This is a genomic window from Variovorax sp. GW821-FHT10B04 (assembly GCF_059415645.1).
On record NZ_JBWKNQ010000002.1, the window covers coordinates 460765 to 478368 of the forward strand.

The window sequence follows — 17604 nt, forward strand, 5'->3', positions numbered from 1 at the left end:
AAGCGCGATCATGAACCGTTACCCGGTCTGGAAGTACGCGATCCTCGTGATCGTGCTGTTGGTGGGACTCATCTACGCCCTGCCTAATTTCTTTGGTGAGGCGCCCGCGGTACAGGTTTCCGCGGCCAAGGCGACCGTCAAGGTCGACGCCGGCACGCAAGCCCGCGTCGAAGAGGCTCTCAAGGCCGGCGGCCTGACGCCGGACATGCTCACGCTGGACGCCACGTCCGTGCGTGCCCGCTTCGGTGGTACCGACGACCAGCTCAAGGCCCGCGACGTGCTGCAGCGCGCGCTGGTGCCCGACGCGAACGACCCGTCGTACACGGTGGCGCTGAACCTGGTGTCGCGCTCGCCAACCTGGCTCACGGCGCTGCACGCGTTCCCGATGTACCTGGGCCTCGACCTGCGCGGCGGCGTCGACTTCCTGCTGCAGGTCGACATGAAGGGCGCGATCGACAAGAAGGCCGAGTCCTTCGCCGGCGACCTGCGCACCGCCTTCCGCGACAAGGGCATCCGCGGCAGCGCCGTCACCCGCAACGCGCAAGTCCTCGAAGTCACCTTCCGCGATGCGGCCAGCCTCGAAGCCGCCAAGGGCATCGTGCAGGACCAGTTCCCCGACCTGAGCACCACCGACAGCCAGGACGGCAGCAACTGGAAGCTGACGGCCACCATCAAGCCCGAGGCCGCGCGCCGCCTGCAGGACTCGGCGCTCAAGCAGAACATCACCACGCTGCACAACCGGATCAACGAACTCGGCGTGGCCGAACCGGTGATCCAGCAGCAGGGCATCGACCGCATCGTCGTGCAGCTGCCCGGCGTGCAGGACACGGCCAAGGCCAAGGACATCCTGGGCCGCACCGCGACGCTCGAGATGCGCCTGGTTGACGAGAGCACCGAAGGCCATGCGGCCGAGTCGGGCACCGGCCCGGTTCCCTTCGGTTCCGAGCGGTTCATGGACCGCAACGGCCGCCCGGTGATCGTGAAGAAGCAGGTGCTCGTCACCGGCGAGAACCTGACCGATGCGCAACCGGGCTTCGACTCGCAGACGCAGCAGCCTAAGGTCGACCTGACGATGGACGCCAAGGGCGGCCGCATCATGCGCGACGTGAGCCGCGACAACTTCAGGAAGCGCATGGCCATGCTGATCTTCGAGAAGGGCAAGGGCGAAGTGCTCACGGCTCCCTCGATCAACGGCGAACTGGGCAACCGCTTCCAGATCTCCGGTTCGATGAGCGTGGTGGAGGCCAACGACCTCGCACTGCTGCTGCGCGCCGGCTCGCTGGCCGCACCGATGGAGATCATCCAGGAACGCACCATCGGCCCGAGCCTGGGTGCGGACAACATCGACAAGGGCTTCAAGAGCGTGATGTACGGCTTCATCGCGATCATGGTGTTCATGTGCATCTACTACGCGCTGTTCGGCGTGTTCTCGTCGATTGCGCTGGCGGTCAACCTGCTGCTGCTGGTGGCGATCCTGTCGATGCTGCAGGCCACGCTCACGCTGCCCGGCATCGCGGCCATGGCGCTCGCCATCGGCGTCGCGATCGACTCCAACGTGCTGATCAACGAGCGCATCCGCGAGGAACTGCGCAGCGGTGCCTCGCCGCAGGCCGCCATCCATGCCGGCTACGACCGCGCCTGGGGCACCATCCTCGACTCCAACGTGACCACGCTGATCGCGGGCATCGCGCTGTTGGCGTTCGGCTCGGGCCCGGTGCGCGGTTTCGCGGTGGTGCATTGCATCGGCATCGTCACCTCGATGTTCTCGGCCGTGTTCTTCTCGCGCGGCCTGGTGAACTTCTGGTACGGCAGCAAGAAGAAGCTCAAGACGGTGTCGATCGGCACCGTGTGGCGGCCCAAGACAGACGGCACGGCCATGGCCGAAGCGAAATAAGGGGCCAACGCCATGGAATTCTTCCGCATCCACAAGACCATCCCGTTCATGCGCCACGCGCTGGTGCTGAACGTCATTTCCTTCGCGACCTTCGCGCTCGCCGTGTTCTTCCTGCTTCACCGCGGGCTGCATCTGTCGGTGGAGTTCACCGGTGGCACGGTGATGGAAGTCGCCTACCAGCAGTCGGTCGACGTCGGCAAGGTCCGCGAAACGATCGGCAAGCTCGGCTACCAGGACGTGCAGGTGCAGAACTACGGCACCTCGCGCGACGTGCAGATCCGCCTGCCGGTGCAGAAGGGCCAGACCTCGGCGCAGCAGAGCGCCCAGGTGATGGACGCGCTCAAGGCCGCCGAGCCGACGGCCACACTGCGAGGCAACGAGTTCGTCGGCCCGCAGGTCGGCGAGGAGCTCACCACCAACGGGCTCAAGGCGCTCGGCATGGTGGTGGTCGGCATCATGATCTACCTGGCCTTCCGCTTCGAGTGGAAGTTCGCTTTGTCCACCGTGCTGGCCAACCTGCACGACGTCGTGATCATCCTGGGCTTCTTCGCCTTCTTCCAGTGGGAGTTCTCGCTGGCGGTGCTGGCGGCGGTGCTGGCGGTGCTGGGCTACTCGGTGAACGAATCGGTCGTGATCTTCGACCGCATCCGCGAGAACTTCCGCCGCTACCGCAAGCTGAACACGCAGGAGATCATCGATAACGCGATCACCTCGACCATCAGCCGCACCATCATCACCCACGGCTCGACGCAGCTCGTGGTGCTGTCGATGTTCTTCTTCGGCGGCCCGACGCTCCACTACTTCGCGCTGGCACTGACGATCGGCATCTGCTTCGGCATCTACTCGTCGTGCTTCGTGGCTGCGGCGATCGCCATGTGGCTCGGCATCAAGCGCGAAGACCTCGTGAAGGTGCCGGTCAAGCGCGAAGGCGATCCGGACGATCCGAACGCCGGCGCCACGGTCTGAGCGTTCACTGGCAATTCCAGGCGCTCGCACAGGCAAAAGCGGATCGCGAAAGTCTTGAATGAACAGCGTGCCGCGCTCGGCCACTTCGCTTGCGCTGGCGCGTGAAACCCGCGAACGTTTCCTGGCCGCGACCGGCGGCGTGATCCGGCCGCTGTCGCGCGCCGTGGGCGATCGGCTGGCGGCGCAGGCGAGCCTGACCGGCAGCGCGCGGGACATGCAGGAGCGCCGCGACGATTTCCTCGCTTTCCACGAGCGCGCGTCGAACTGGATCGCGCTGACGCAGGCCAGCTGGCGCCAGTCGCCGCCGGCCGCTGGCGAACGCCGTGGCGACACGCCACCCACGTCGGTGCGCTCGCCGCTCGCACTGGTCGGCGACGACGTCATGGAAAACAAGCTCCTGTCCTCGCGGCTCGCCGAGGCGATCCGCAGCCGGGCCGGTTTCGAGTTCAACGACCTGCGCCTGCGGATCCAGCACCTCGAAGGCCGGATCGAGCTGGACACCGAAGACGTGCTCCGGCCCGAGACGCTGGCGGGAATCCTGGTTTCGCAGTGGCTCGCGAGCGGCCTGGCGCGCACGGTCTGGGCGCATGTGCAGGACGTGATCCAGCAGGAAGTGGTCGAGACTTTCGCCGGGGCCTATCGGAGCGCCAATACTTTCCTGGTCGAGGCCGGCGTGATGCCCGAGATCGAGCTCAAGGGCCTCGTTCGGCGTCCGCAGGATTCGATGCCTCGAAATGCTGCGCCGATCGACGGCGGCCGCGCGTCGCCGGCGCCGCCCGCGGGCTGGCGGAATTCCATCAATGCCATCCTCAGCCACGTCGAACGGCGGGTCGGCGCATCCGTCGGCCTGGGGTCGCCGCTGCAGATCGCGCGCCAGCGCGCCCAGACGGTGCTGGCCAGCCTGAAGCGATTCGTCGCGACGCGCGTGGGCGGCGATCTCGCGCGCTCACCTGCCGGCGAAGAGGCCGTCGGCGAACGGGCCGAGCATTCGCGAGCCTTCTCCGCCGCGCTGTCCAGTGCCGAGGTGGGTTATCGCCGGATGGCGCTGCAGTACCCCGCCAACGGCAACGCGGCCATCGTCATGCAGCATTCGGCCGCCGATCTGCGCCGTCGCACCAGCGAGCTCAAGCGGCGCGCGCCGACCACGGCGGACAAGGCGACGGTCGAGATCGTCGCGCTGATGTTCCAGTCGATCCTTGCCGAGGAACGCATTCCCTTTTCCGCGCGCGTCTGGTTCGCGCGGCTGCAGATGCCGGTGTTGCGCGTGGCCATCGCCGAGCCCGAATTCTTCGGCACGCTGCAGCATCCCGCACGCATGCTGATCGATCGCATGGGGTCGGTCGTGATGGGATTCGACGCCGCGGCCATCTCCGGCAGTGCACTGGAAGGCGAGATCCGCCGCGTGGTCCAGGTGATCGAGCAGTATCCCGAGACGGGGCAGCGTGTTTTCAGGCTGGTGCTGGACGAGTTCGTCGTCTTTCTCGACAAGTACCTGACCCAGAGCGACGCGACGCAGCGTGTCATGAGCGTCGCCCAGCAGATCGAGCAGAAGGAAACGATGGCGATCCAATACACCATCGAATTGCGCAAACTGCTCGACGACATGCCCGTGCGCGAGGAGATCCGCGAGTTCCTGTTCAAGGTCTGGGCCGAGGTGCTGGCCATCGCGGCACTCAAGTTCGGGCCGAACGACGAACAGACGGTGGCGCTCAAGCGCGCGGCGTCCGAGCTGGTCTGGGCTGCCAGCGCCAAGCCGCACCGCGCCGACCGTGCGCGTGTCATCCAGGACTTGCCGCGGCTCCTGCAACGGTTGCGCTCGGGCATGACGCTGCTCAATGTGACGGGCGCACCACAGGAGGCGCACATCAAGGTCATCGGCGAAACGCTGGCGGATGCCTTCCTGTCGAAGACCGAAGCCATCCCGCAGGCAAAGATCGAGGCGATGGCGTTGCGGCTCGCCAACCTCGAGGACTTCGTGAGCGTCGAAGGCGACGTGGCGATGCCGCTGGACCCGGCGAGCATCGAACTGCTGCTGGGCGCGGACGCGGCCACGCTGGAAGTGATCCCCGACACCGGTTTGCACGTGAGCGACGACATGCGCGCCTGGGTCGACGAGCTTCAGGCCGGCCACTGGTTCATGCTCGACCACAACGGGCGGGTGACGCAGGTCCAGTTCGTCTGGCGCAGCGAGCGTCGTCAGCTGCACCTGTTTGCGTCGAACGATGGCCGCGGCTTCCTGATTCAGGCCGGTCGGCTGGCCTCCTGCCTGCAGACGGGCCTGCTGATTCCGGCGGAAGAGGAATCGCTCACCGCGCGCGCCACCCGCGAGGCGCTTGCCAAGCTGGACGCCAATCCCGAGAGGCTGCTGGACTGAGCGGCGCGATGTTCAGTGTGCGATGCGGCCCGTGCGGTCGTCGCACAGTTCGTCGAGCACCAGCGCATCGGGCTCGGTGCCGGTACTCCAGTGCACCATCAGCATGATGATCTTGAGCTCATCCAGGGCGACCGGAGAGCCCGGTGCAGCCATGGCGCGTTCGATCACGATCTCTCGCATGTCGCTGGAAAGCACCTGCGACGCTTCGAGGAAGGTGATGAAGCCGAGGCAGTCTGCGCCCAGGTGGTCCTGCTCCGCGGTGGAGTAGACACGCAGCGAATCAGGAGACTGCGGCAGCGCCGCAACCGTGCTGGATGGCGGCCCGACCACCACGCCGGCATCTTCCGGAAGCTGGGTCAGCGTCACGCCATTCGTCGCGAGGCTGAGCCCGTCGAGCCACTGGAGCGCATCGCGGATTTCTTCCGCATCGAAGCCGTGCGCGCTGAGCTTGCGGCCCAGTTGCTCGGGTTCTGGGCACGCGTCACCGCGCCAATAGTTTTCGTAGACGAACACGAGCACATCGAACATGAAGGCAATATAGCCCACTCCAAGCGGCTCGCCGCGTTTGGCGCAGCACACGGCTCGTGTAAATCGCCCGGCGCCGCGTTCAGCCGCGGACGACGCGCTGGAACAGCCCGCCCGGCAGCCGGGCGATGTGGCCGTCCAGCTCGAATTCAAGCAGTCGTGCCTGCAATGCCGCAGGCGAGAAGCCGGTGCGTGCGCAGAGTGCATCGAGGCTGACGGGGTCGAAGCCGATGCCGTCCAGCACGCTGTTTTCCTCGGTGGCCTGCGTCTCGTCTTCGGCATGGGACGACTGCGGTGCTGGCGTCGAAGATGCCATCGTGCCGTGCAGCGGTAATTCCTCCAGCACGTCCTGTACCGACTCGACCAGTTTCGCGCCTTGCCGGATCAGCGCGTGGCAGCCGCGCGACTGGGCCGAGTGGATCGATCCGGGGATCGCGAACACCTCGCGGCCTTGTTCGGACGCCATGCGCGCCGTGATCAGCGAGCCCGATTTCAGGGCGGCTTCGACCACCAGCGTGCCTTGCGACAAGCCCGCGATGATGCGATTGCGCTTCGGGAAGTTCTGGTTGAGCGGCGGCGTGCCGAGCGCGAACTCGCTGACGATCAGGCCTTGCCGGGCGATGTGGTGCGCGAGCGCGCGATGCCGGGCCGGGTACACGCGGTCGAGCCCGGTGCCGACCACTGCCACCGTCGCGAGCGCATCTGCCGCCGCGCCGTCGAGGGCGCCCTGGTGTGCCGCACCGTCGACGCCCAGTGCGAGGCCGGAAACCACCGGAATGCCGAGTTCGGCAAAGGCGCGTCCGAAGGCCTGCGCGTTGGAGGCGCCCTGTGGCGTCGGATTGCGGCTGCCGACGATCGCCATGCTGCGTGCGAGGTCCTTCAGGCCGAAGCGCGCCGCGCCGATGACATACAGCAGTGCGGGTGGATCGGCGGTTTCCAACAGGGACACGGGATAGTCGGCGTCGGCCAGCGTGACGATGCGCCGCGCCACCCCGTCGGCCTCGACCGTCTGCAGCCACGCCCAGGTCTGTGCGATCTGGGCGTCGAGCCCGGCGGGTTGCCCCTGCAGCGCCTGCGCCTGGGCCGGCGTCACCACCTCGCACAGCGCCTCGGCCGGCTGGGCGAAGATGGCTGCCGGCAGGCCGAAAGCCGCCAGAAGCCGACGCGCGGCCATGTCGCCGATGCCGGCGGTCAGCGTGAGCCGCAGCCAGCCGGCGAGTTCGTCCTGTTCCATGCGTGTTCGCCGGTGTGGAGTAGTGATGGAATGCCCAGCGGGTCGGCCGCTCAGGGGCTGACGAGCAGATCGCCGACGCGGGGGGTGTCGTTGATTTCGAGCACCAGCGCATACGACACCTTCTCGAACGGCCGGAACACCATCAGCAGGCCGATCCGCTCGTCGGGCAACTTGATGCTCTCCCGGGTGCCGGCAGTCTTGTCCATCAGTGTTTCGCCGTTCTTGAGAATCGCGAGCACGTGGCCGTTCTCGATGCCGTCCCGCGTGCCCTTGTTGATCGCCACGATCTGGTTCTGGCTGGCGAACTGCACCGCGTTGCCATAGATCGAGACGATCCGGCCTTCGATGCGCTGCGTCGGCGCGTGCGGCACGTAGCTCGTGAGCTGCCGAGGCGGCTCGGGCAGGAGCCGGTCGCCCGCGCGCATTTCCTCGCGCGCGGCCACGATGTCGATGGTTGCCGGTGTGATGGTGGCGACTTCCCGGCCGCCCGGTGCCGGCCGACTGACGGATTCGCCGCGCTGCAGCACGACGCGGCCGATGTACTGTGCTTCGTAGCCGAGGATCTCCCCGGTGCCCGGGTCCTTCAGCGGCGTCGCGTTGCGGAATACCCGGAAGCGGCGGTTCGCCTCGGTCGGTTCGCCCAATGGCGTCGTCGCACTGCCGCGCGCATAGGCGCGGTCACCGCGCGCGAGGAGCACCCGGTCATCGTTGCCCGCCACGATGCGGGGCGACGCGGCAAGGGTCTGTTCGTCGACCACGATCGGCTCGCTCAGGAAGGGCTCGATCGCACCCGGGCTCAGCGTCGACAGCGCCATGTCGGACAGCGATTCGTAGCGCGTGCGCGGCGACAGCTTGACGGTGGTTTCGGCCGTGCTTGCACCTTGCCGTGTGGCCAGCCGCGCGCGGCCATTGGTTTTGTCCAGGTACAGCGTCTGTCCGGGATAGATGCGATGCGGGTTCGCGATCTCGTCCAGGTTCATGCCCCACAGTTCCGGCCAGCGCCAGGGCTGGCGCAGATAGAGCTGCGAGATGGCCCACAGCGTGTCGCCGGTTCGTACCGTGTACTCATCGGGCGCGTCCGGCGCGAGATCGCCCAGGGCGACACCGGTCTGTACCGTCTGCTGCGCCGTCGCACGCTGTCGCGGCGTGACGGGAAGGTCCTGGGCCGATGCGATCAGCCAGGGGCTCATCCCGATGCATGCGGCGATGGCCGCTGCGAGGCGGACGGGCCGCGATGGGTCAGGCTGTCGGGTCACGTGTCGGAGGGGCTTCATCGGCAAGGTTGAAATGCAGCACAAGGCCACACGAAATGTATGAAAACTCACAATTTGCTACGAATTCTCCACTGAAGCCCTGCGCAGGGCAATGCAAAAGAGACATGGCCTCCAGGCCGGCCACTCAAATTGGCGAAAATGGAGACACAACCTACCTCCCCCGCCATGGCCAAAAGAACCATCCTTAGTTTTCCAGACAAGCGCCTCCACACGGTCGCCAAGCCCGTGCAGGGCGTCGATGCGCGGATCAAGGCGCTGGTGGCCGACATGCTGGAGACCATGTACGACGCGAACGGCATCGGATTGGCCGCCACGCAGATCGACGTGCATGAACGCCTGGTCGTCATCGATGTTTCGGAAGAGCGCGACAAGCCGCTGGTTCTGATCAATCCCGAGATCGTCTGGGCCAGCGACGAGAAGGTCCTGAACGAAGAGGGCTGCCTGTCGGTGCCCGGTATCTACGACGGTGTCGAGCGTTCCACGGCAGTCCGGGTGACCGCACTGGACGCCGAGGGCGAGCCGCAGACCATCGAGGCGGACGGTCTGCTCGCGGTGTGCATCCAGCACGAGCTCGATCATCTGCTTGGCAAGGTCTTCGTCGAATACCTGTCGCCGCTCAAACGCAACCGCATCAAGAGCAAGCTGCTCAAGCAGCAGCGCGAAGACGAACGCGACGCGCGCGACGGCCGGCGTTGAGCATGCCGCGCGCGCTTGCATCGGCAGCCTGTGGCGCACTCATGCTGCTGCTGGCCGCCTGCGCGAGCGAGCCGACGCGCCTGCCCCTGGGCACGTCGCGCGACGACACCTTGCGGCGGCTGGGTCAGCCGACCGCCGTCTACCCGCTGGGCAACGGCGAGCGCCTGCAATATTCGCGCGTGCCGGCCGGCTTCGAGGTCAACAACGTCGACCTCGGTGCAGATGGCCGCGTGCGGTCGATCCGCCAGGAGCTCGACGAGCGCCTGTTCGCGAGCACCATCCAGCCCGGCGTCTGGCGCCAGGCCGACGTGCTGCGCACCTACGGACGGCCGTTCGAGATCGACCGCGTGAGTTCCTTCGACGGCACCGTCTGGACCTGGCGCTACAAGGCGATCAACGAACGCCGTCTGCTCTATATCTATATCGACCCCGACGGCCTCGTCGAGCGTTACCACACCGGTGACGATCTGCGGCTCGAGCGGTTGCCGTCTTGATCTGTCTGGGGAACGTGTGAGGCTTGCATTTGCGGGGACACCCGAGTTCGCGCGTGTCGCGCTGGAAGCGCTGCGCGACGCCGGTCACGACATCGTGCTGGTGCTGACCCAACCCGACCGGCCCGCCGGCCGTGGCATGAAGCTGCAGGCCTCGCCGGTCAAGCAGTTCGCGCTGCAGAACGACTGGCCCGTGGCGCAGCCGAGGAGCCTTCGCCTCGACGGCAAATACCCGGACGAGGCCACGGCCGGCCGCGATGCGATCTTGGGCGCCGGCGCCGACGTGATGGTGGTCGCGGCCTACGGGTTGATCCTGCCGCAGTGGGTGCTCGACGCGCCTCGGCTCGGCTGCCTCAACATCCATGCGAGCCTGCTGCCGCGCTGGCGCGGCGCGGCGCCGATCCATCGGGCGATCGAAGCCGGTGACGGCGAGACCGGCGTCACCATCATGCAGATGGACGCAGGCCTGGACACCGGCGACATGCTGTTGCGCGAGGCGCTGGCCATCGGCGACGACAGCACCGCGCAACTGCACGACCGGCTGGCCGCGCTGGGCGGCCGGATGATCGTCGACGCGCTGCGGCAGGCCGAGGCCGGTGCGCTGGTCCGCACGCCGCAACCGGCGGAGGGCGTCACTTATGCGCACAAGGTCGAGAAGCACGAAGCACAGGTCGATTGGGCGCAGGACGCGGTGGCGATCGTTCGCCGCATCCGCGCTTTCGACCCGTTTCCGGGCGCCACCAGCCTGCTGGACGGCGAGTCGATCAAGCTCTGGTCGGCGCAGGTGCAGGCCGGTTCGACCACCGAAGCGCCAGGCACCGTGCTCGGCGCGGGACCGGCGGGCATCGACGTCGCGGCACAGGGTTCGGTCGTGGCGCTCACGCAACTGCAGCGGGCCGGCGGCAAGCGCCTGGCCGCGGCCGACTTCCTGCGCGGCTTCGACATCAAGGCCGGCCAGGTCTTCGGCTGATGTTCTTCCTTCCCTCGATCCACCGGCGCCCCGAGTTCCGCGAAGGCGCACGCGTGATGGCGCCGATGGCGCTCGGCATCGGCGCCTGGGGCCTGATGACCGGCGTCGCCATGGTCAAGTCGGGCATGAGCGGGGTCGAGGCCATCGCGATGACGCTGCTGGTCTACGCCGGCAGCTCCCAGCTCGCGGCCATCCCGTTGCTGGTGGCGGGCGCGCCGGCCTGGGTGATCCTCGCGACCGGCTTCTGCGTGAACCTGCGCTTCGTGGTGTTCAGCCTGCACCTGCGGCCCTACCTGATGCACATGCCGCGATGGCGGCGCCTGGTGCATGGCTACATGACGGCCGACCTGAGTTACGTGCTCTTCACGGCGCGCTATGCACAGCCGCCGGCGACGCCGGAGGAGGGGCTGGCGCAGGAGGCTTATCTGGCCGGTGGCTATTCGGTCACCTGGGCCGCCTGGATGGTGATGAGCATGATCGGCATCGCGCTCACCAACTTCATTCCGCAGTCCTGGGGTCTCGGCTTTGCCGGCGTGCTGAGCCTGCTCGGCATCCTCTGCTCGATGTCGACCACCCGGCTGCGCGTGCTGGCCGCAGGCATCGCAGGCGCCACCGCGGTGGCCGCCTATTCGCTGCCGCTCAAGCTCAACATCGTGACCGGCATCGGCGTCGCGGTGCTGTTGTGCTTCTGGCTCGAGAAGCAGTTCATCCGCCATCCTGCGGAGGCCGACGCATGAACGGCGAGACCGATTTCTGGACGATGGCCGTCATCGTCGGCCTGGCGGTGGTGACCGTGGTCGCGCGCTGCTTCTTCTTCATCCTCGACCGGCCCTGGGGCATGCCGGACTGGGCGCACCGGGCGCTGCACTACGCGCCGGTCGCGGCGCTGGCAGCGGTGATCGCGCCCGAGATCGTCATGACGCAAGGCCACCTGATCCCGACCTGGCAGGACGCCCGCATCTACGGTGCGCTGGCGGGTGGTGCCTGGTACTTCTGGCGACGCGGCGTGCTCGGCACCATGGTGGCGGGCATGGCGGTCTACATGCCGCTGCATCTGGTGCTCGGCTGGTAGGGCGTCGACGTAGCGCCCGTGTCTTCTGCGCGAGAGGCGCGGCTCCTAGAATCGTCGGAACTCCGATTTTTCAACTCCCCAGCCTCTCTCCATGAACGTCATCCGCTTTACCGATCTGTGTGCCCAAGGCAAGGTTGCCGGCCAGCGCGTCTTCATCCGCGCCGACCTCAACGTGCCGCAGGACGACGCCGGCCAGATCACCGAAGACACGCGTGTGCGGGCGTCCGTGCCCTGCATCCAGCTTGCGCTCGACGCGGGCGCGGCCGTGATGGTCACCTCGCACCTGGGCCGCCCGACCGAAGGTGCCTTCAGGCCCGAGGATTCGCTCGCTCCCGTCGCCGCGCGCCTGGCCGAGCTGCTGGGCCGCGAGGTGCCGCTGGTCGCCGACTGGGTCGACGGCGTCGACGTCAAGCCGGGCCAGGTCGTGCTGCTCGAGAACTGCCGCGTCAACAAGGGCGAGAAGAAGAACGATCCGGCGCTGGCCCAGAAGCTGGCCGCGCTGTGCGACATCTACGTGAACGACGCCTTCGGCACCGCCCACCGCGCCGAAGCCACCACCTACGGCATCGCGCAGTTCGCGAAGATCGCCTCGGCCGGCCCGCTGCTGGCGGCCGAGATCGACGCCATCACCAAGGCGCTCGCGCAGCCGCAGCGTCCGCTGGTCGCGATCGTCGCGGGTTCGAAGGTCAGCACCAAGCTGACCATCCTGAAGAGCCTGGCCGAGAAGGTCGACCAGTTGATCGTCGGCGGCGGCATCGCCAACACCTTCATGCTGGCGGCGGGCCTGTCGATCGGCAAGTCGCTGGCCGAGCCCGACCTGCTGGACGAGGCCAAGGCCGTGATCGAAGCGATGCGCGCGCGCGGCGCCGCGGTGCCGATCCCGGTCGACGTGGTCACGGCCAAGGCCTTCTCCGCCACGGCACCCGCGACCGTCAAGGCGGCCGACGCGGTGGCCGAGGACGATCTGATCCTGGACATCGGCCCGAAGACCGCCGAGATCCTTGCCGCGCAATTGCGCGAAGCCGGCACCATCGTGTGGAACGGTCCGGTCGGCGTGTTCGAGTTCGAGGCCTTTTCGCACGGCACCGAGGCCATCGCGCGTGCCATTGCGGCAAGCAAGGCGTTCTCGATCGCCGGCGGCGGCGACACGCTGGCCGCCATCGCCAAGTACGGCATCGAGAAGGACGTGGGCTACATCTCGACCGGCGGCGGTGCGTTCCTGGAAATCCTCGAAGGCAAGACCCTGCCCGCCTTCGAGATCCTCACCAAACGCGCGGCGGGCTAATCCTCAAACCGGCAGGGCGCGCGGCTCGCTGGTCGCGCGGCCCTTGAAGTCGGTCCAGCAGCGGCGCGTGAAGTCATAGAGCTTGCAGCTGCGCGCCGTGCTGAAGTACCAGCGCCACGAGAAGCGCTGGATCACGATGCGGCTCGGCAGCATCTCCTCGATGCGCTGCTGGGCGGCCTTCAGCTTGTAGAGCGGAATGCTCATGTCCACGTGGTGCGCGGTGTGCTCCATGATGTGGTGCATCAGCGAACCGATCCGGAACGGGAAGGTCAGGTGCACCGTCGTCGACACGAAGGGCTGGGCACGCTGCCAGGCCGAACGCTCGTCGTGCCAGGACACCTTCACGTGGGTGTGGTGCACGTACACCACGAAACCGATCATCGCGAACCAGAACAGCAGCGGCACCACGAAGGCGGTCGCCACCAGCAGCAGGATCGACTGATCGGTCGCCAGGGCGGCACCGATCACGCCCGCGAGCCACAGCGTGCCGTAGCTGCCGACCAGCCAGCAGTCGCGCGAGAACACGGGGCGCTCGGCGTTGGCGGTGCGGTCGCGCGCCACCATGCGGCGCCACCAGATCTCGACCATGTAGTACACGCCCGGCGCCCAGCCGCTGCGGTACATGCGTTCCATGAAGCGGCGTGCCGGCGGCAGGCCTTCGTACTCGGCCTGCGTGAGCGGCGCCCAGACGAAGTCGACGCCCTTCAGGTTCGTGAAGCCGTGGTGCACGACGTTGTGGCCCATGTCCCAGAGGCTGTAGGGCGTGAGCGATGGCATGAAGGCGATCCGCCCGAGCCATTTGTTGAGCCGGCGGTGCGGCGTCAGGCTCTGGTGGCAACCGTCGTGCCCGATGATGAACAGGCGGCCGATCACGAAGCCCGTGACCAGGCCGAGCAGCAGCTTGAGCCATCCCGAGTCGACCGCCACGATGCCGACCAGAAGGGCGGCGTACAGCGCGTAATCGAAAGCCAGCAGCACCAGGGCGCGCCACGTGCTGCGCTCCGACAGCGGCAGCAGCCACGAGCGGATGACCTTGCGATGCGGAAGCGGAACGTCCGGCGGCAGGGGCGTGAGATCGACAACAGGTTCGGAAGGAGTCTGCATAAAGGGAAGCTAAAAGGAAGGACGACGGCGCACCAGGGGGCACCGTACCGCATTCATCGCAAGGGGAGTCTGACCGGAGTCAAGTGAACGGCGCGCCGTCTTCCGCGGGCTTGCCGTATCGTGCGGTGTCATCTCCGCATGTGAGAATTGTGCCAAAACCCGAATACAAGGTCATGTCAATGGATCCCGTCCGACTTCCCCGTCACGCCACCAAGATCGTCGCCACGCTCGGGCCGGCCTCCAACACGCCTGAATTGCTCGAGCAGATGATCCTCAGCAAGGTCAGCGTGGTGCGCTTGAATTTCAGCCACGGCACGGCGCAGGACCACATCGATCGCGCCGCCATGGTGCGCGAGGCCGCGCGCAAGACCGGCCGCGAAGTCGCGATCATGGCCGACCTGCAGGGGCCGAAGATCCGCGTCGGCAAGTTCGCCGGCGGCCGCGTCTGGCTCGAGCCCGGCGCCAAGTTCGTGCTCGATGCGTCGCGCACCGAACTCGGCACCGTCGACGAAGTCGGCCTCGACTACAAGGACCTGCCGCGCGACGTGAAGGCGGGCGACCGGCTGCTGCTCAACGACGGCCTGATCGTGCTGAAGGTCGACGCCGTCAAGGGCGAAGCGGTGATCACCACCGTGGTGCTGGGCGGCGAGCTCTCGAACAACAAGGGCATCAACAAGGAGGGCGGCGGCCTCACTGCGCCGGCGCTCACGGCCAAGGACATGGAGGACATCAAGACCGCGATGAGCTTCCAGGCCGACTACGTCGCCGTGAGCTTTCCGAAGAACGCGACCGACATGGAAATGGCGCGCCAGCTGTGCAACGTGGCCGCGGCCGAATACGGCCACCGTCCCGGGATGATCGCGAAGATCGAACGCGCCGAGGCGATCCCGAAGCTCGAGGAAATCCTGCGTGCCAGCGACGGCATCATGGTCGCGCGGGGCGACCTGGCGGTGGAAGTCGGCAATGCCGCCGTGCCGGCGCTGCAGAAGAAGATGATCCGCATGGCGCGCGAGATGGACAAGGTCGTGATCACCGCCACGCAGATGATGGAGTCGATGATCACCAACCCGGTGCCCACGCGTGCCGAGGTCAGCGACGTGGCCAACGCCGTGCTCGACGGCACCGACGCGGTGATGCTCTCCGCCGAGACCGCATCGGGCCGCTACCCGCTCGAGACCGTGCGCGAGATGAGCCGCATCTGCGAGGCCGCTGAGGCCGCGGAAGACAAGCAGCTCGATGCCGATTTCAGCGGCAAGAACTACAGCCGCATCGACCAGTCGATCGCCATGGGCGCGCTGTTCACCGCGCATCACCTGGGCGCCAAGGCGATCGTCGCATTGACGGAGTCCGGCTCCACCCTGCTCTGGATGAGTCGCCACCGTGCCCATATCCCGATGTATGCGCTGACCTCGCGGCTTGCGACCCAGCGCAAGCTGGCGCTCTATCGCAACGTGCGGCCGCTGCTGATGGACTCGCAATCCGATCGCGACGATGCGCTGGCCCAGGCCGAGGCGCATCTCAAGAAGCGGGGCATCCTGCAGAGCGGCGACGTCTATGCCATCACCTGCGGCGAGCCGATGGGCGCGCCAGGCGGCACCAACATGCTGAAGATCTGCCGGGCGGACTGATCGGCCTGGGCTGTCGCACGCTGGCTGCGGCGTCCTACCGCTCGCGTCGCCGGGCATGCGGCATCCTCGCGCCGCGCCGGCTGCCTGGGAAGCGCGTGTTTCGGACCGTCCGAAACCAGTCCCTCGCCGGCTGCGTACAGTCTTCATGCCCATTCCTCGCCTGTTCCGGCGGCAGCGCGCGCTGCTCACCGCCTTCGCCGTGGTGGCCATCGCCGCCGCCTTGCCCGCCTGCTCGCCGACCAAGCTCCTGAACCGCATGGTGCCCGACAGCACCTATGCGTTCGAAGGGGATATCGCCTATGGCAGCGAGCCCCGTCAGCAGCTGGACACCTATGCGCCGCTGTCCGACGCCAGGCCCGCGCCCGGTGGCCGGCCGATGGTCGTCTTCTTCTACGGCGGCGCCTGGACCACCGGCGACCGTGCCACCTTCAAGTTCGTCGGCGAGGCGCTGGCCTCGCGTGGTGCGGTGGTCGTGATCCCGGACTACCGGCTGTCGCCCGAGGTGACCTATCCGGTGTTCGTGCGAGACAGCGCGCGCGCGATGAAATGGGCGTTCGACAACGCCGCACGCCTGGGCGTGGACCCGAAGCGGATCTTCGTGATGGGCCACAGTTCGGGCGCCTACAACGCGGCGATGCTCGCGCTCGACCCGCGCTGGCTGGCCGACGTCGACGCCAGCCCGAAGCAGTTGGCCGGCTGGATCGGGCTGGCCGGGCCCTACGACTTCCTGCCGATCGGGAACCCCGACGCGCAAGCCGCGTTCAACTGGCCGCGCACGCCGAAGGATTCCCAGCCGATCGTCCACGTTTCCTCTGCATCGCCGCGCGCGCTGCTGATGGCCGTGACCAAGGACAACCTGGTCGATCCGGTGCGCAACACGGCCCAGATGGCGCAAAAGTTGCGTGCCGCCGGCGTGCCGGTCGAGACGCACGAGTTCGACAACCTGAGCCACGTGACGCTGATCGGCGCGGTCGCCAAACCGCTGCAGTGGTTGGGCGGCCCGGTACTGCCGCCGATCGTGTCGTTCATTGGCCTGGCGCCAAAGACGGCCGATACAATCTTTGACGATCCCCCATCCCCTACCGCCGTGTCTACGGCCATGAACGAGAGAGCGACACAGTGAATCAGGAACAACTGAACAAAGTCTCCACGGGCAAAGGCTTCATTGCCGCGCTGGACCAGAGCGGCGGCAGCACGCCGAAGGCACTCAAGCTGTATGGCGTCGAAGCCAGCGCCTACAAGAACGATGCCGAAATGTTCGATCTGGTGCACGCGATGCGCAGCCGCATCGTGACCAGCCCGGCCTTCGACGGCAAGCGCGTGCTGGGCGCCATCCTGTTCGAAGCCACGATGGACCGTCAGATCGACGGCATCGATGCAGCCGAATACCTCTGGGCACGCAAGCAGGTCGTGCCTTTCCTGAAGGTCGACAAGGGCCTGGCCGACGAGGCCGATGGCGTGCAGTTGATGAAGGCCATGCCTGAACTCGACGCGCTGCTCAAGCGCGCTGCAGCCAAGGGCATCTTCGGTACCAAGATGCGCTCGGTGGTCAATGCGGCCAACGAAAAGGGCATCGCCGCGGTGCTCGACCAGCAGTTCGCGGTCGGCCAGCAGATCCTGGCTGCCGGCCTGATGCCGATCCTCGAGCCCGAAGTCTCGATCGGTGCCGCCGACAAGAAGGAAGCCGAAGCCATCCTGAAGGACGGCTTCCTGAAGCGCCTCGACGCGCTGACCGGCGACGCCAAGGTCATGCTCAAGCTCACGCTGCCGACCGTCGAAGGTTTCTTCGGCGAACTCGTTGCCCATCCGAAGGTGGTGCGCGTGGTGGCACTGTCGGGTGGCTATCCGCGCGACGAGGCCAACGTGCATCTGGCACGCAACCCCGGCATCATCGCCAGCTTCAGCCGCGCCCTGACCGAAGGCCTGAGCGCCCAGCAGTCCGACGCCGAATTCAACGGCGCACTGGACAAGGCGATCGAGTCGATCTACCAGGCGTCGATCACCTGATTCGCTGACGCATCGGGGCCTGCGCCCCCTCGCAACGGCCACCGCTCGCGGTGGCTTTTTTCTGCGCGCACAATCTGCGCCTGT

At 67.1% G+C, this 17604-nt stretch carries 16 protein-coding genes; 12 read left to right on the forward strand and 4 right to left on the reverse strand.

Annotated features, from left to right (window positions below; translation table 11 throughout):
* The first annotated feature begins 10 nt into the window (after nucleotides 1–10).
* The 3 genes from secD to AC07PZ_RS07235 are packed head-to-tail and all read left to right on the forward strand — an operon-like array spanning nucleotide 11 to nucleotide 5234.
* The gene (gene secD / locus AC07PZ_RS07225) at nucleotides 11–1894 is read left to right on the forward strand and encodes a protein translocase subunit SecD (RefSeq protein WP_495294366.1); all 1884 of its coding nucleotides are present in this window, start codon (nucleotides 11–13) and stop codon (nucleotides 1892–1894) included.
* Between the two features lie 12 nt (nucleotides 1895–1906).
* Nucleotides 1907–2860, forward strand: a complete 954-nt coding sequence (gene secF / locus AC07PZ_RS07230; RefSeq protein ID WP_495294367.1) for a protein translocase subunit SecF — start codon at nucleotides 1907–1909, stop codon at nucleotides 2858–2860.
* A 58-nt stretch (nucleotides 2861–2918) separates the two neighbouring features.
* A complete protein-coding gene (locus AC07PZ_RS07235) occupies nucleotides 2919–5234 on the forward strand; it encodes a DUF1631 family protein (protein ID WP_495294368.1) in 2316 nt (771 codons plus the stop codon).
* Nucleotides 5235–5246: 12 nt separating this feature from the next.
* Here AC07PZ_RS07235 and AC07PZ_RS07240 read toward each other — a convergent pair whose 3' ends face one another.
* The 3 genes from AC07PZ_RS07240 to AC07PZ_RS07250 form a co-directional block, all read right to left on the reverse strand.
* Complete coding sequence (locus AC07PZ_RS07240) at nucleotides 5247–5762, reverse strand: Smg family protein (RefSeq protein ID WP_495294369.1); 516 nt, start codon at nucleotides 5760–5762, stop codon at nucleotides 5247–5249.
* A 79-nt stretch (nucleotides 5763–5841) separates the two neighbouring features.
* A complete protein-coding gene (dprA, locus tag AC07PZ_RS07245) occupies nucleotides 5842–6993 on the reverse strand; it encodes a DNA-processing protein DprA (protein ID WP_495294370.1) in 1152 nt (383 codons plus the stop codon).
* A 50-nt stretch (nucleotides 6994–7043) separates the two neighbouring features.
* On the reverse strand, nucleotides 7044–8267 hold the full coding sequence (locus AC07PZ_RS07250; RefSeq protein ID WP_495294371.1) for a LysM peptidoglycan-binding domain-containing protein: 1224 nt from the start codon (nucleotides 8265–8267) through the stop codon (nucleotides 7044–7046).
* A gap of 165 nt (nucleotides 8268–8432) precedes the next feature.
* Between AC07PZ_RS07250 and def the strand changes: the two genes are divergently transcribed.
* The 6 genes from def (at nucleotide 8433) to AC07PZ_RS07280 (ending at nucleotide 12781) form a co-directional block, all read left to right on the forward strand.
* Nucleotides 8433–8963, forward strand: a complete 531-nt coding sequence (gene def / locus AC07PZ_RS07255; RefSeq protein ID WP_495294372.1) for a peptide deformylase — start codon at nucleotides 8433–8435, stop codon at nucleotides 8961–8963.
* Nucleotides 8964–8965: 2 nt separating this feature from the next.
* Nucleotides 8966–9457, forward strand: a complete 492-nt coding sequence (locus AC07PZ_RS07260; protein WP_495294373.1) for a hypothetical protein — start codon at nucleotides 8966–8968, stop codon at nucleotides 9455–9457.
* Nucleotides 9458–9473: 16 nt separating this feature from the next.
* Nucleotides 9474–10424: a methionyl-tRNA formyltransferase gene (gene fmt / locus AC07PZ_RS07265; protein ID WP_495294374.1), complete on the forward strand. Its 951-nt coding sequence runs from the start codon at nucleotides 9474–9476 to the stop codon at nucleotides 10422–10424.
* Nucleotides 10424–11161 (forward strand): AzlC family ABC transporter permease, encoded by a 738-nt coding sequence (locus AC07PZ_RS07270; protein ID WP_495294375.1) that lies wholly within the window; start codon nucleotides 10424–10426, stop codon nucleotides 11159–11161. The genes fmt and AC07PZ_RS07270 overlap by 1 nt, the downstream gene beginning before the upstream one ends.
* The gene (locus AC07PZ_RS07275) at nucleotides 11158–11496 is read left to right on the forward strand and encodes an AzlD domain-containing protein (protein WP_495294376.1); all 339 of its coding nucleotides are present in this window, start codon (nucleotides 11158–11160) and stop codon (nucleotides 11494–11496) included. Before AC07PZ_RS07270 ends, AC07PZ_RS07275 begins: the two co-directional genes overlap by 4 nt.
* Nucleotides 11497–11587: 91 nt before the next feature.
* A complete protein-coding gene (locus AC07PZ_RS07280; RefSeq protein WP_495294377.1) occupies nucleotides 11588–12781 on the forward strand; it encodes a phosphoglycerate kinase in 1194 nt (397 codons plus the stop codon).
* A gap of 3 nt (nucleotides 12782–12784) precedes the next feature.
* Here the strand turns inward: AC07PZ_RS07280 and AC07PZ_RS07285 are convergent, their stop codons facing one another.
* The gene (locus tag AC07PZ_RS07285) at nucleotides 12785–13885 is read right to left on the reverse strand and encodes a fatty acid desaturase (RefSeq protein ID WP_495294378.1); all 1101 of its coding nucleotides are present in this window, start codon (nucleotides 13883–13885) and stop codon (nucleotides 12785–12787) included.
* A 179-nt stretch (nucleotides 13886–14064) separates the two neighbouring features.
* Here AC07PZ_RS07285 and pyk point away from each other — a divergent pair, with 179 nt between their 5' ends.
* The 3 genes from pyk to AC07PZ_RS07300 all read left to right on the forward strand — a co-directional run bounded on the left by pyk (nucleotide 14065) and on the right by AC07PZ_RS07300 (nucleotide 17520).
* A complete protein-coding gene (gene pyk, locus AC07PZ_RS07290) occupies nucleotides 14065–15513 on the forward strand; it encodes a pyruvate kinase (protein ID WP_495294379.1) in 1449 nt (482 codons plus the stop codon).
* A gap of 145 nt (nucleotides 15514–15658) precedes the next feature.
* Entirely contained in the window at nucleotides 15659–16636 is a 978-nt protein-coding gene (locus tag AC07PZ_RS07295) for an alpha/beta hydrolase (protein ID WP_495294380.1), read from the forward strand.
* Nucleotides 16633–17520, forward strand: a complete 888-nt coding sequence (locus AC07PZ_RS07300) for a fructose bisphosphate aldolase (protein ID WP_495294381.1) — start codon at nucleotides 16633–16635, stop codon at nucleotides 17518–17520. Before AC07PZ_RS07295 ends, AC07PZ_RS07300 begins: the two co-directional genes overlap by 4 nt.
* Nucleotides 17521–17604 lie beyond the last annotated feature (84 nt).